This is a genomic window from Pseudomonas migulae NBRC 103157 (assembly GCF_002091715.1).
GTDB lineage: Bacteria > Pseudomonadota > Gammaproteobacteria > Pseudomonadales > Pseudomonadaceae > Aquipseudomonas > Aquipseudomonas migulae_A.
In genome coordinates this window covers 15685-28943 of the sequence record NZ_BDAG01000023.1, presented here as the reverse complement: position 1 = coordinate 28943, position 13259 = coordinate 15685, and the positions used below count along the sequence as shown (strand labels likewise).

The following is a 13259-nucleotide window of genomic DNA, read 5'->3' as shown; positions in this document are numbered from 1 at the left end:
ACTTGGGTATGAGGTGAAGCTATGTTAAACCGCGAGCTCGAAGTCACCCTCAATCTTGCCTTCAAGGAGGCCCGTTCGAAGCGTCATGAGTTCATGACTGTCGAACATCTTCTGCTGGCCTTATTGGACAATGAGGCTGCCGCCACCGTTTTGCGTGCCTGCGGCGCCAACCTCGACAAACTCAAGCATGATCTGCAGGAGTTCATCGACTCCACCACGCCGCTGATCCCCATTCATGACGAGGATCGCGAGACCCAACCTACCCTGGGCTTCCAGCGTGTTCTGCAGCGTGCTGTTTTCCACGTACAGAGCTCGGGCAAACGCGAAGTGACTGGCGCCAATGTGCTGGTTGCCATTTTCAGTGAGCAAGAAAGTCAGGCAGTGTTCCTGCTGAAACAGCAGAGCGTTGCACGCATTGATGTCGTCAATTACATCGCTCACGGCATTTCCAAAGTGCCGGGGCATGGCGATCACTCTGAAGGTGAGCAAGATATGCAGGACGACGAGGGCGGTGAGTCTTCTTCTTCAGGCAATCCTCTGGATGCTTATGCCAGTAACCTCAACGAACTCGCGCGCCAGGGTCGTATCGATCCGCTGGTCGGTCGTGAGCTCGAAGTGGAGCGTGTCGCGCAGATCCTCGCGCGCCGTCGCAAAAACAATCCGCTGCTGGTGGGCGAGGCGGGCGTGGGTAAAACCGCGATTGCCGAAGGCCTGGCCAAACGCATTGTCGACAACCAGGTGCCGGACCTGCTGGCCAACAGCGTGGTGTATTCCCTCGATCTGGGCGCCTTGCTGGCCGGGACCAAATACCGCGGCGATTTCGAGAAACGCTTCAAGGCGTTGCTCAACGAGCTGAAAAAACGTCCGCAGGCAATCCTGTTCATCGACGAGATCCACACCATCATCGGTGCGGGTGCTGCGTCCGGTGGCGTCATGGATGCCTCGAACCTGCTCAAGCCGCTGCTGTCGTCCGGTGATATCCGTTGCATCGGTTCGACCACCTTCCAGGAATTCCGCGGGATCTTCGAGAAGGATCGTGCCCTGGCACGACGCTTCCAGAAAGTGGATGTGTCGGAGCCGTCGGTGGAAGACACCATCGGCATCCTGCGCGGCCTGAAAGGGCGCTTCGAGCTCCATCACAATATCGAATACAGTGATGAAGCCCTGCGCGCCGCTGCCGAACTGGCTTCGCGTTACATCAATGATCGGCACATGCCGGACAAGGCCATCGACGTGATCGACGAGGCGGGCGCTTACCAGCGTCTGCAGCCGATCGAGAAACGCGTGAAACGCATCGAAGTGCCTCAGGTCGAGGACATCGTCGCGAAAATCGCGCGGATTCCGCCCAAGCACGTCACCAGTTCCGATAAAGAACTGCTGCGTAACCTCGAGCGTGACCTGAAGCTGACGGTATTTGGTCAGGATGCTGCAATCGACTCGCTGTCGACTGCGATCAAACTGTCCCGTGCCGGCCTCAAGTCGCCTGACAAGCCTGTCGGTTCGTTCCTGTTCGCAGGCCCGACCGGCGTCGGTAAAACCGAAGCGGCGCGTCAGTTGGCCAAGGCGTTGGGGATCGAGCTGGTTCGCTTCGACATGTCCGAGTACATGGAGCGCCACACCGTATCGCGTCTGATCGGTGCGCCTCCTGGCTATGTCGGGTTCGATCAGGGCGGTCTGCTGACCGAAGCCATCACCAAGCAGCCTCACTGCGTGCTGTTGCTCGATGAGATCGAGAAGGCGCATCCGGAAGTCTTCAACCTGCTGCTGCAGGTCATGGACCACGGTACGCTGACCGATAACAACGGGCGCAAGGCGGACTTCCGTAACGTGATCGTCATCATGACGACCAACGCCGGTGCCGAGACTGCAGCGCGTGCTTCGATCGGTTTCACCCATCAGGACCACTCGTCCGATGCGATGGAAGTGATCAAGAAGAGCTTCACGCCGGAGTTCCGCAACCGTCTGGACACCATTATCCAGTTTGGTCGCCTCAGCCATGAGGTCATCAAAAGCGTGGTGGACAAGTTCCTTACCGAGCTTCAGGCGCAACTGGAAGACAAGCGCGTGCAGCTGGAAGTGACCGACGCGGCCCGCAGCTGGCTGGCGGCGGGCGGCTACGACTCGGCAATGGGCGCTCGACCAATGGCGCGTTTGATCCAGGACAAGATCAAGCGTCCGCTGGCGGAAGAGATTCTCTTTGGCGAACTGGCCGACCATGGCGGCGTGGTACACATCGACCTGAAGGACGGCGAGCTGACCTTCGAGTTCGAAACCACGGCTGAAATGGCCTGACGTTAAATCGCAACAAAGCAAAAGGCGCCGAAAGGCGCCTTTTTGCTGTATGCCGGATGTATACCGATCCCCTGTGGGAGCGGGCTTGTTCGCGAAAGCGGTGTATCAGCCAATACAAGTGTCGACTGATACACCGCTTTCGCGAGCAAGCCGGCTCCCACATTGGTCGAGTGTGCAGCCTTAAATCACGCAGACACAAAAACGCCCGGCATAAGCCGGGCGTCTTGTATTGACTTGATTAGCGAGCGCGGTAAGTGATGCGCCCTTTGCTCAAGTCATAGGGCGTCAGCTCGACGCGCACTTTGTCACCGGTAAGAATACGAATGTAGTTCTTGCGCATCTTGCCGGAGATATGCGCGGTTACGACGTGCCCATTTTCCAACTCCACGCGAAACATGGTGTTGGGCAGGGTGTCGACGACAGTGCCTTCCATTTCGAAGCTGTCTTCTTTCGACATGCAGTAAAGCCCTCGGTGTCCAATGAATGGCCCGGTGCAACTGCGCCAGGCAAAAGCGGCGTGCATTGTGCCCGAAAAATGGGGTTTAAGCCAAGGGGTTCTAGTTCAGGATGACCCAGCGCTGATTAATCAACAGTTCGATCGGGCGATATTGGGTCTTGTAGCTCATTTTTTTGCAGTTCTTGATCCAGTATCCGAGGTAGACCGCTTCAAGCCCCAGGCGCTGCGCCTCGGCGATTTGCCAGAGGATCGCATAGCGCCCCAGGCTGCGGCGTTCTTCAGAGGGTTCGTAGAAGGTGTAGACCGCCGACAGACCGTTCGGCAGCAAGTCGGTGACGGCCACCGCCAGCAGTTGGCCTTCCAGGCGAAATTCGTAAAAACGCGAAAACGGCAGGTCACGCACCAGGAACGTCGAGAACTGGTCACGACTCGGCGGGTACATGTCGCCATCGGCATGGCGCTGTTCGATGTAGCGCTGATACAGGTCGAAGTATTCTTCGCTGAACTTGGGTTTGGCAGGGCGTATCTGCAAGTCAGCGTTGCGCTTGAAAATGCGTTTCTGCTGGCGGTTGGGCGTAAATTGCGTCACCGGAATACGCGCCGGCACGCACGCATTGCAATTCTGGCAATGTGGCCGATAAAGATGATCGCCGCTGCGACGAAAACCCATTTCAGACAGGTCTGCATAGACATGCACATCCATGGGCTGGCTAGGGTCGAGGAACAGCGTTGTGGCCTGCTCCTCGGGCAGATAACTGCAAGAGTGGGGCTGAGTGGCATAAAACTTCAAACGCGCCAACTCGGTCATGATCAACCCTCGGGGATAAGCTTTGAATTAAGTGTAAGCCACTGATGCAAAAGTCGCTCAGCAAACCCAGGTGGCACGGCTGGGTTGGTCCAGATGCTGCGCAAGATAGCGGGCAAACTCGCGACGAGGAATGGCGCGGGCGCCCAGGCTGTGCAAATGGTCGGTGGGCATCTGGCAGTCGATCAGTACGAAACCCGAGTCTTTCAGATGTTTGACCAGGGTGGCAAAGCCGAATTTGGAGGCGTTGTCGGCGCGGCTGAACATGGATTCGCCGAAAAACAGCTGACCCATCGCCAGGCCGTAGAGCCCGCCGACCAGTTCACCCTGATCCCAGACCTCCACCGAATGCGCGTAGCCCCGCTGGTGCAGCGCGAGATAGGCGTTTTGCATCGCTTCGGTGATCCAGGTCCCGTCGGCATAATCGCGCGGTGCAGCGCACGCGCGAATGACCGCGGCAAAATCCTGATCAAAGGTCACTTGATAGCGTTGCTGACGCAGCAGTTTGTTGAGGCTGCGCGAAACATGCAGTTCGTCGGGAAACAGCACGGTGCGCGGATCCGGCGACCACCAGAGAATCGGCTGGCCTTCCGAGAACCAGGGAAAACAGCCGTGGCGATAAGCCTGAATCAGGCGATCGGCGGACAGATCGCCGCCCGCAGCCAGCAATCCGTTGGGATCGCGCATGGCTTTTTCCAGCGGCGGGAACGTCAGGGTGTTGCGTTGTAACCAAGTCAGCATGGCATCCGGGCTTACAGAAGGGGAGGGCAGTGGTGGGCGGGTGCGCCCACCGTGAAGTTTGCCGTCAAACGGTCGGAATGTCGTCGAGGTATTTTTCGGCGTCCAGCGCGGCCATGCAACCGGCCCCGGCGGAGGTGACGGCCTGGCGATAAACGTGATCCGCTACATCGCCGGCGGCAAACACGCCGGGGATCTCGGTGGCCGTGGCATCGCCCTCGCTGCCGCCCCTGACGCGCAGATAGCCGTCGTGCATGTCCAGTTGACCGATGAACAGGTCAGTGTTGGGCTTGTGACCGATGGCGATGAACACGCCGGCCAGCGACAGTTCGCTGGTTTCGCCGGTATGGCTGTCGCGCAGGCGGGCGCCGGTCACGCCGCTGGCATCGCCCAGGACTTCGTCGAGATTTTGATTCCAGTGCAGGCGAATATTGCCATTGGCGGCTTTTTCGAAGAGTTTGTCCTGAAGGATTTTCTCCGAGCGCAACTTGTCGCGTCGATGGATCAGGTGAACTTCCTTGGCGATGTTGGACAAGTACAGCGCTTCTTCAACGGCGGTATTGCCGCCACCGATGACGGCGACCACCTGATTGCGATAGAAGAACCCGTCACACGTCGCGCAGGCTGAAACCCCTCTGCCGGCAAAGGCTTCTTCCGAGGGCAGGCCCAGGTATTGCGCCGAAGCGCCCGTGGCGATGATCAGTGCATCGCACGTGTAAGTGCCGCCGTCACCGGTAAGTTCGAACGGGCGTTGTTGCAACTTGGCTGTGTGGATGTGGTCGTAAACGATCTCTGTGTCAAAGCGCTCGGCGTGTTTTTGCATGCGTTCCATCAGTACCGGCCCGGTCAGGCCTTCGACATCGCCGGGCCAGTTGTCGACTTCGACGGTGGTGGTGAGCTGGCCACCTGCCTGTATCCCGGTAATGACCACCGGTTTGAGGTTGGCGCGGGCGGCATAAACGGCCGCGCTGTAACCGGCAGGGCCGGAACCCAGAATGATCAGGCGGCAATGCTTGGATTCGCTCATAAAACACCTCATAAGCCTTTGTCACAAAAGAGAATGCGTGCTCAAATTGAATCGCAGGTGGTGCGCGGTTAGCTATGCTGATCCATAGCCTGCCAGCATGGCATCGTACGAACAAACCCGTACAATGCGAGCCGGTCACTTGAATATTCAGTGCACGCCGTGTTTATAAAAACCGGAGTGCAGTGTTAAAAGTAGTCCCAGTTGCGCCTGTTAACTTTTTTACCTGCCTGGATTGGGCAGTTTTTTATAGTCATTCAACAGATGGACGCGCCAAAGGCGCAGGAAAAGAAGCGTTTTGAAGAAATCCACCGCAGCACCTAAACCAGCCGTCGTTCCGCTTTGGCGCCAGCATTTGCACTACCGACTCAAGGAAGGTGCATTGATCGCCATCGGCGGCTTGTGCCTGTTCCTGATGATGGCCTTGTTGACTTACGGCAAGGACGATCCGGGCTGGAGCCATAACAGCAAGATCGACGATGTTCAAAACTTCGGCGGACCGGTCGGCTCCTACAGCGCCGATATCCTGTTCATGGTGCTGGGTTACTTCGCTTACATCTTCCCGCTGTTGCTGGCGATCAAGGCCTATCAGATCTTCCGTCAACGCCACGAGCCGTGGCAGTGGAGCGGCTGGCTGTTCTCCTGGCGTCTGATCGGTCTGGTGTTCCTCGTGCTGTCGGGCGCGGCGCTCGCGCATATCCACTTCCATGCCGCGACCGGTCTGCCGGCCGGTGCGGGCGGTGCGCTGGGCGAAAGCCTTGGCGACCTGGCCAGGAACGCGTTGAACATTCAGGGCAGCACCTTGCTGTTCATCGCACTGTTCCTGTTCGGCCTTACGGTATTCACCGACCTGTCGTGGTTCAAGGTGATGGACGTCACCGGCAAGATCACCCTCGACCTGTTCGAACTGTTCCAGGGCGCGGCCAATCGCTGGTGGGCCGCCCGTGTCGAGCGCAAGCAACTGGTTGCGCAGTTGCGCGAAGTCGACGATCGCGTGCATGACGTGGTCGCGCCGACCGTTACCGACAAGCGTGAGCAAGCCAAGGTCAAGGAACGCCTGATCGAGCGCGAGCAGGCCCTGAGCAAGCACATGTCGGATCGCGAGAAGCAGGTGCCGCCGGTGATTGCCCCCGCACCGCCGAAACCCGCCGCGCCAAGCCAGCGCGTGGAAAAAGAGAAACAGGCGCCGCTGTTCGTCGACAGTGCCGTCGAAGGCACTTTGCCGCCGATCTCGATTCTCGATCCCGCGGAAAAGAAACAACTCAATTACTCGCCTGAATCCCTGGCAGCCGTTGGCCATTTGCTGGAAATCAAGCTCAAGGAATTCGGCGTCGAAGTCTCGGTGGATTCGATTCATCCGGGGCCGGTGATTACCCGTTACGAAATCCAGCCTGCGGCCGGGGTCAAGGTCAGCCGTATCGCCAACCTGGCGAAAGACCTGGCGCGTTCCCTGGCCGTGACCAGCGTGCGGGTGGTGGAAGTGATTCCGGGCAAGACCACCGTCGGTATCGAGATTCCGAACGAAGACCGGCAGATCGTGCGCTTCTCCGAAGTGCTGTCGACCCCTGAATACGACAACTTCAAGTCCCCGGTGACTTTGGCCCTGGGCCACGACATCGGCGGCAAACCGGTCATCACCGACCTGGCGAAAATGCCCCACTTGCTGGTGGCCGGTACGACCGGTTCCGGTAAGTCGGTGGGTGTGAACGCAATGATCCTGTCGATCCTGTTCAAGTCCGGCCCGGAAGACGCCAAGCTGATCATGATCGACCCGAAAATGCTTGAGCTGTCGATCTACGAAGGCATTCCGCATCTGCTGTGCCCGGTCGTGACCGACATGAAGGACGCGGCCAACGCCCTGCGCTGGAGCGTGGCGGAGATGGAGCGTCGCTACAAGCTGATGGCGAAGATGGGCGTGCGAAACCTGTCCGGCTTCAATGCCAAGGTCAAGGAAGCCCAGGACGCCGGCACGCCGCTGACCGACCCGTTGTACAAGCGCGAAAGCATTCACGACGAAGCTCCGCTGCTGACCAAGCTGCCGACCATCGTTGTGGTCGTCGACGAATTTGCCGACATGATGATGATCGTCGGCAAGAAGGTTGAAGAGCTGATTGCCCGTATCGCCCAGAAGGCCCGTGCGGCCGGTATCCACTTGATCCTTGCGACCCAGCGTCCGTCGGTTGACGTGATCACCGGTCTGATCAAGGCGAACATTCCGACGCGCATGGCATTCCAGGTGTCGAGCAAGATCGACTCCCGGACCATCATCGACCAGGGCGGCGCCGAGCAACTGCTGGGCCACGGTGACATGCTCTACATGCCGCCGGGCACCAGTCTGCCGATTCGGGTTCACGGTGCGTTCGTGTCCGATGACGAAGTTCACCGGGTGGTTGAAGCCTGGAAGCTGCGCGGTGCGCCGGAATACAACGACGAGATCCTGGCCGGTGTCGAAGAGGCTGGCAGTGGCTTTGAGAACGGCGGCGGTGGCGGTGATGACGATGCCGAAACCGACGCGCTGTACGACGAAGCGGTGCAGTTCGTGCTGGAAAGCCGTCGTGCATCCATCTCTGCGGTTCAGCGCAAACTGAAAATCGGCTACAACCGGGCCGCACGCATGATCGAAGCCATGGAAATGGCCGGGGTCGTGACGTCCATGAATACCAACGGTTCGCGTGAAGTCCTGGCGCCTGGCCCGGTACGCGACTGATTTGATTTGCAAGGATGGTGCGGTGACGCACCGTCCGAACTCCCACGAATGTTATGAGGACTCCCATGCGTCTTATCCGCATGCTGTTGCTGCCGGTACTGGCTTTGACCACGCTCTCGGCCCACGCCGATGACAAGGACGTGGCACGTCTGACTCAACTGCTGGAAAAATCCCAGACCCTGACCGCGCGCTTCTCGCAGTTGACGCTCGATGGCAGCGGCACCCAGCTGCAGGAAACGGCCGGTGAAATGTCGCTGCAGCGTCCTGGCCTGTTTTACTGGCACACCGATGCGCCGGCCGAGCAAGTCGTGGTTTCCGACGGCAAGAAGGTCACGCTGTGGGACCCGGACCTGGAACAGGCCACCATCAAGACCCTGGACCTGCGCCTGAGCCAGACGCCGGCGTTGTTGCTGTCCGGTGACGTGTCCAAGATCAGCCAGAGCTTCGCCATCAGCGCCAAGGAAGCCGGCGGCGTGATTGACTTCACCTTGAAGCCGAAATCCAAGGACACCCTGTTCGACAGCCTGCGCCTGTCGTTCCGCAATGGCCTGGTCAATGACATGCAACTGATCGACAGCGTCGGTCAGCGCACCAATATCCTGTTCACTGGCGTGAAGGCCAACGAGCCGATCCCGGCGTCCAAGTTCAAGTTCGACATCCCTAAAGGCGCGGACGTGATCCAGGAATAAACCGCAAAACCCTTGTAGGAGCCGGCTTGCTGCGGGCGGCGCTCCGACGATAGCGGTTTGTCATTCAACATTAATGTCGACTGACCCACCATCGCCAGCAAGCCGGCTCCTACAGGGGAGTGCGGTGTTCATAGTGAGGTTTTATAGGTAGTGATGGACCTGTTTCGCAGTGCCCCGATAGCTCAGCCTTTGGCCGCCCGTTTGCGCGCAGCCAATCTGGACGAGTACGTCGGTCAGGAACACGTGCTCGCTCGCGGCAAGCCATTGCGCGAAGCGCTCGAGCAGGGTGCCCTGCACTCGATGATTTTCTGGGGGCCGCCGGGCGTGGGCAAAACCACGCTGGCGCGGTTGCTGGCGGAAGTCTCGGATGCGCACTTCGAAACGGTCTCGGCAGTCCTGGCCGGCGTGAAGGAAATCCGCCAGGCGGTGGAAATCGCCAAGCAGCAGGCCGGGCAGTACGGCAAGCGCACCATCCTGTTCGTCGATGAAGTGCATCGTTTCAACAAGTCGCAGCAGGATGCGTTTCTGCCGTACGTTGAAGACGGCACGCTGATTTTCATCGGCGCGACCACGGAAAACCCCTCGTTCGAACTCAACAATGCGTTGCTCTCCCGAGCCCGCGTCTACGTGCTCAAAAGCCTCGACGAAGCGGCGCTGCGCAAGCTGGTGCATCGCGCGCTCACCGAAGAGCGTGGCCTGGGCAAACGGCAACTGACCCTCAGCGATGAAGGTTTCCAGATGCTGTTGTCCGCCGCCGATGGCGATGGCCGGCGCCTGCTCAATCTGCTGGAAAACGCCTCGGACCTCGCCGAAGACAACAGCGAGATCGGCGTCGATCTGCTGCAAAGCCTATTGGGCGATACCCGTCGCCGGTTCGACAAGGGCGGTGAAGCGTTCTACGACCAGATTTCCGCGCTGCATAAATCGGTGCGTGGCTCCAACCCGGACGGCGCGCTGTACTGGTTCGCGCGGATGATCGATGGCGGTTGCGATCCGCTGTACCTCGCCCGGCGCGTGGTGCGCATGGCCAGCGAAGACATCGGCAACGCCGATCCGCGCGCATTGAGCCTGTGCCTGGCGGCATGGGAAGTGCAGGAGCGCCTCGGTAGCCCGGAAGGCGAATTGGCGGTGGCACAGGCCATCACTTACCTGGCTTGCGCACCGAAAAGCAATGCGGTGTACATGGGTTTCAAGGCGGCCATGCGCAGCGCCACCGAACATGGTTCGCTGGAAGTGCCGTTGCACCTGCGAAACGCGCCGACCAAGCTGATGAAGCAACTCGGTTACGGCGACGAATACCGTTATGCCCACGATGAGCCAGATGCCTACGCCGCTGGCGAAGATTACTTCCCGCAAGAGCTTGAGCCACAACCGTTCTATCAGCCGGTGCCGCGTGGCCTGGAGTTGAAGATCGGCGAAAAGCTCAATCACCTTGCGCAACTGGACCGTCTCAGCCCCCGGCAACGGAGAAAATAGTGCTTCCATTGATCGTTGCGGTTTCCGTCGGCGGTGTTGCCGGCACGCTGTTGCGCTTTGCCACAGGTAACTGGATCAACGCTAATTGGCCGCGGCACTTCTATACCGCGACGCTGGCCGTTAATATCGTGGGCTGTTTGCTGATCGGCGTTCTATACGGTCTGTTTTTGATACGCCCGGAAGTACCGATCGAGGTGCGTGCCGGGTTGATGGTCGGCTTCCTCGGGGGGCTGACGACTTTTTCATCCTTTTCACTGGATACGGTGCGCCTGCTGGAAACGGGGCAAATGCCGCTGGCTATAGTCTATGCGGGCATCAGCGTATTCGGCGGGCTGCTCGCCACCTGGGCTGGCCTGTCCTTGACCAAACTTTGATAACGAGAGACCGACATGCTCGATTCCAAACTGTTACGTAGCAACCTTCAGGACGTAGCGGACCGCTTGGCATCCCGTGGCTACACGCTGGATGTTGCGCGCATCGAAGCGCTGGAAGAACAGCGCAAGACCGTCCAGACCCGCACCGAAGCACTGCAGGCTGAACGTAATGCGCGCTCCAAATCCATCGGTCAGGCCAAGCAGCGCGGCGAAGACATCGCGCCGTTGATGGCGGACGTCGAGCGCATGGCCAACGAGTTGAGCGCCGGCAAAGTCGAGCTGGACGCGATCCAGACCGATCTCGATTCGATCCTGCTCGGTATCCCGAACCTGCCGCACGAGTCTGTGCCGATCGGCGATGACGAAGACGGCAACGTCGAAGTGCGCCGCTGGGGTACCCCGACCGCGTTCGATTTCCCGGTCCAGGACCATGTCGCCCTGGGCGAGAAGTTCGGCTGGCTGGACTTTGAAACCGCCGCCAAACTGTCCGGCGCCCGTTTCGCCCTGCTGCGCGGCCCGATCGCGCGTCTGCACCGCGCCCTGGCGCAATTCATGATCAACCTGCACACCAGCGAACACGGTTACGAAGAGGCTTACACGCCTTATCTGGTCCAGGCGCCGGCGCTGCAAGGCACTGGTCAACTACCGAAATTCGAAGAAGACCTGTTCAAGATCGCTCGTGAAGGCGAGGCCGATCTGTACCTGATCCCGACCGCCGAAGTGTCGCTGACCAACATCGTCGCCGGCGAAATCGTCGATTCGAAACTGCTGCCGATCAAGTTCGTCGCTCACACCCCGTGCTTCCGTAGCGAAGCCGGCGCATCGGGTCGCGATACCCGCGGCATGATCCGTCAGCACCAGTTCGACAAGGTTGAAATGGTCCAGATCGTTGAGCCATCGACCTCGATGGAAGCGCTGGAAGGCCTGACTGCCAACGCCGAAAAAGTCCTGCAACTGCTGGAGCTGCCTTATCGCACGATTGCCCTGTGCACCGGCGACATGGGCTTCAGCGCGGTCAAGACCTACGACCTGGAAGTGTGGATCCCGAGCCAGGACAAATACCGCGAGATTTCGTCGTGCTCCAACTGCGGCGACTTCCAGGCCCGTCGTATGCAGGCCCGTTTCCGTAACCCGGAAACCGGCAAGCCTGAACTGGTTCACACCCTGAACGGTTCTGGTCTGGCGGTCGGTCGTACGCTGGTGGCGGTGCTGGAAAACTACCAGCAGGCCGACGGCTCGATCCGAGTGCCTGAAGTGCTGAAACCGTACATGGGTGGCCTCGAGGTCATCGGCTAAATGGACTATCTGCCGCTGTTCCATAACCTTCGCGGCAGTCGTGTCTTGGTCGTCGGTGGGGGGGAGATTGCCTTGCGCAAATCCCGCCTGCTGGCCGAAGCCGGTGCGCTGCTGCGGGTGGTCGCACCTGAAATCGAACCGCAACTGCGTGAGCTGGTTACCGGCAGCGGTGGCGAGTGCCTGTTGCGTGGCTACGTCGAAGCGGATCTGCAGGGTTGCGGGCTGATCATTGCCGCCACCGATGACGAACCGCTGAACGCGCAGGTGTCCGCCGATGCCCATCGGCGTTGCGTGCCGGTCAATGTGGTGGATGCGCCTGCGCTGTGCAGCGTGATTTTCCCGGCCATCGTCGACCGTTCGCCGCTGATCATCGCCGTGTCCAGCGGCGGTGATGCGCCGGTGCTGGCGCGTCTGATCCGCGCGAAAATCGAAACCTGGATTCCTTCGACCTACGGTCAACTGGCCGGGCTGGCGGCGCGTTTTCGCAACCAGGTCAAAGGTCTGTTCCCGGATGTGCAGCAGCGCCGGGCGTTCTGGGAAGAGGTGTTCCAGGGCCCGATTGCCGACCGGCAACTGGCCGGGCAGGGCGCCGAAGCCGAGCGTCTGTTACAGGCAAAAATCGATGGCGAAGCGCCTGTTGCCGTGGGCGAAGTCTATTTGGTGGGGGCGGGGCCGGGTGATCCGGATCTGCTGACCTTCCGCGCCTTGCGCCTGATGCAGCAAGCCGATGTGGTGCTGTATGACCGTCTGGTGGCGCCGGCGATTCTGGAGTTATGCCGTCGCGATGCCGAGCGGGTCTACGTCGGCAAGCGTCGCGCCGATCACGCCGTGCCGCAGGATCAGATCAATCAGCAATTGGTGGATCTGGCCAAACAGGGCAAGCGTGTCGTGCGGTTGAAGGGCGGTGATCCGTTTATTTTCGGACGCGGCGGTGAAGAGATCGAAGAACTGGCGGCCCATGGCATCCCGTTCCAGGTTGTGCCGGGGATCACGGCGGCCAGCGGTTGCGCGGCGTACGCCGGGATTCCGCTGACCCATCGCGATTACGCGCAGTCGGTGCGATTTGTCACCGGTCACTTGAAGGACGGCTCCACCGATTTGCCATGGGCCGATCTGGTCGCACCGGCGCAAACCCTGGTGTTTTACATGGGGCTGGTGGGCTTGCCGATCATCTGCGAGCAGTTGATCAAGCATGGTCGCGGGGCGGATACCCCGGCGGCATTGATCCAGCAGGGCACCACGGTCAATCAGCGAGTGTTTACCGGCACCCTCGCCGATCTTCCACGGCTGGTGGCGGAGCATGAAGTGCATGCGCCGACGCTGGTGATTGTCGGGGAAGTGGTGCAACTGCGCGAGAAACTGGCGTGGTTTGAAGGGGCTCAGGCGCAGGTCTGAAGACCG

At 59.9% G+C, this 13259-nt stretch carries 11 protein-coding genes; 7 read left to right on the top strand and 4 right to left on the bottom strand.

Annotation, left to right across the window (positions count from 1 at the left end):
- Positions 1-21: 21 nt before the first annotated feature.
- Complete coding sequence (gene clpA, locus PMI01S_RS17790) at positions 22-2292, top strand: ATP-dependent Clp protease ATP-binding subunit ClpA (RefSeq protein ID WP_008033994.1); 2271 nt, start codon at positions 22-24, stop codon at positions 2290-2292.
- Between the two features lie 238 nt (positions 2293-2530).
- On the opposite strand, the gene infA is transcribed toward clpA, so the two are convergent.
- From infA to trxB, 4 genes are all read right to left on the bottom strand, one after another.
- Positions 2531-2749 carry a translation initiation factor IF-1 gene (infA, locus tag PMI01S_RS17785; protein ID WP_002553999.1) on the bottom strand — a complete coding sequence of 73 codons (219 nt, stop codon included), beginning with the start codon at positions 2747-2749 and terminating at the stop codon, positions 2531-2533.
- Between the two features lie 100 nt (positions 2750-2849).
- Positions 2850-3557: an arginyltransferase gene (locus tag PMI01S_RS17780; protein ID WP_084321290.1), complete on the bottom strand. Its 708-nt coding sequence runs from the start codon at positions 3555-3557 to the stop codon at positions 2850-2852.
- A 57-nt stretch (positions 3558-3614) separates the two neighbouring features.
- Positions 3615-4295: a leucyl/phenylalanyl-tRNA--protein transferase gene (aat, locus tag PMI01S_RS17775; protein ID WP_084321288.1), complete on the bottom strand. Its 681-nt coding sequence runs from the start codon at positions 4293-4295 to the stop codon at positions 3615-3617.
- Positions 4296-4359: 64 nt separating this feature from the next.
- Entirely contained in the window at positions 4360-5319 is a 960-nt protein-coding gene (gene trxB / locus PMI01S_RS17770; RefSeq protein ID WP_084321286.1) for a thioredoxin-disulfide reductase, read from the bottom strand.
- A gap of 295 nt (positions 5320-5614) precedes the next feature.
- Here trxB and PMI01S_RS17765 point away from each other — a divergent pair, with 295 nt between their 5' ends.
- From PMI01S_RS17765 to cysG, 6 genes are all read left to right on the top strand, one after another.
- On the top strand, positions 5615-8023 hold the full coding sequence (locus tag PMI01S_RS17765; protein ID WP_084321284.1) for a DNA translocase FtsK: 2409 nt from the start codon (positions 5615-5617) through the stop codon (positions 8021-8023).
- A gap of 65 nt (positions 8024-8088) precedes the next feature.
- On the top strand, positions 8089-8712 hold the full coding sequence (lolA, locus tag PMI01S_RS17760) for an outer membrane lipoprotein periplasmic chaperone LolA (protein ID WP_084321282.1): 624 nt from the start codon (positions 8089-8091) through the stop codon (positions 8710-8712).
- Between the two features lie 153 nt (positions 8713-8865).
- Complete coding sequence (locus tag PMI01S_RS17755; RefSeq protein WP_084321281.1) at positions 8866-10188, top strand: replication-associated recombination protein A; 1323 nt, start codon at positions 8866-8868, stop codon at positions 10186-10188.
- Positions 10188-10562 carry a fluoride efflux transporter CrcB gene (gene crcB / locus PMI01S_RS17750; protein WP_084321280.1) on the top strand — a complete coding sequence of 125 codons (375 nt, stop codon included), beginning with the start codon at positions 10188-10190 and terminating at the stop codon, positions 10560-10562. The genes PMI01S_RS17755 and crcB overlap by 1 nt, the downstream gene beginning before the upstream one ends.
- A gap of 15 nt (positions 10563-10577) precedes the next feature.
- Positions 10578-11858 carry a serine--tRNA ligase gene (gene serS, locus PMI01S_RS17745; protein ID WP_084321279.1) on the top strand — a complete coding sequence of 427 codons (1281 nt, stop codon included), beginning with the start codon at positions 10578-10580 and terminating at the stop codon, positions 11856-11858.
- Positions 11859-13253, top strand: a complete 1395-nt coding sequence (gene cysG, locus PMI01S_RS17740; RefSeq protein ID WP_084321278.1) for a siroheme synthase CysG — start codon at positions 11859-11861, stop codon at positions 13251-13253.
- Positions 13254-13259 lie beyond the last annotated feature (6 nt).

Excerpts from the sequence above, each read along its gene's own strand:
- clpA (WP_008033994.1), top strand. The coding sequence starts at position 22 with ATGTTAAACCGCGAGCTCGAAGTCACCCTCAATCTTGCCTTCAAGGAG.
- infA (WP_002553999.1), bottom strand. The coding sequence starts at position 2,749 with ATGTCGAAAGAAGACAGCTTCGAAATGGAAGGCACTGTCGTCGACACC.
- PMI01S_RS17780 (WP_084321290.1), bottom strand. The coding sequence starts at position 3,557 with ATGACCGAGTTGGCGCGTTTGAAGTTTTATGCCACTCAGCCCCACTCT.
- aat (WP_084321288.1), bottom strand. The coding sequence starts at position 4,295 with ATGCTGACTTGGTTACAACGCAACACCCTGACGTTCCCGCCGCTGGAA.
- trxB (WP_084321286.1), bottom strand. The coding sequence starts at position 5,319 with ATGAGCGAATCCAAGCATTGCCGCCTGATCATTCTGGGTTCCGGCCCT.
- lolA (WP_084321282.1), top strand. The coding sequence starts at position 8,089 with ATGCGTCTTATCCGCATGCTGTTGCTGCCGGTACTGGCTTTGACCACG.
- PMI01S_RS17755 (WP_084321281.1), top strand. The coding sequence starts at position 8,866 with ATGGACCTGTTTCGCAGTGCCCCGATAGCTCAGCCTTTGGCCGCCCGT.
- serS (WP_084321279.1), top strand. The coding sequence starts at position 10,578 with ATGCTCGATTCCAAACTGTTACGTAGCAACCTTCAGGACGTAGCGGAC.
- cysG (WP_084321278.1), top strand. The coding sequence starts at position 11,859 with ATGGACTATCTGCCGCTGTTCCATAACCTTCGCGGCAGTCGTGTCTTG.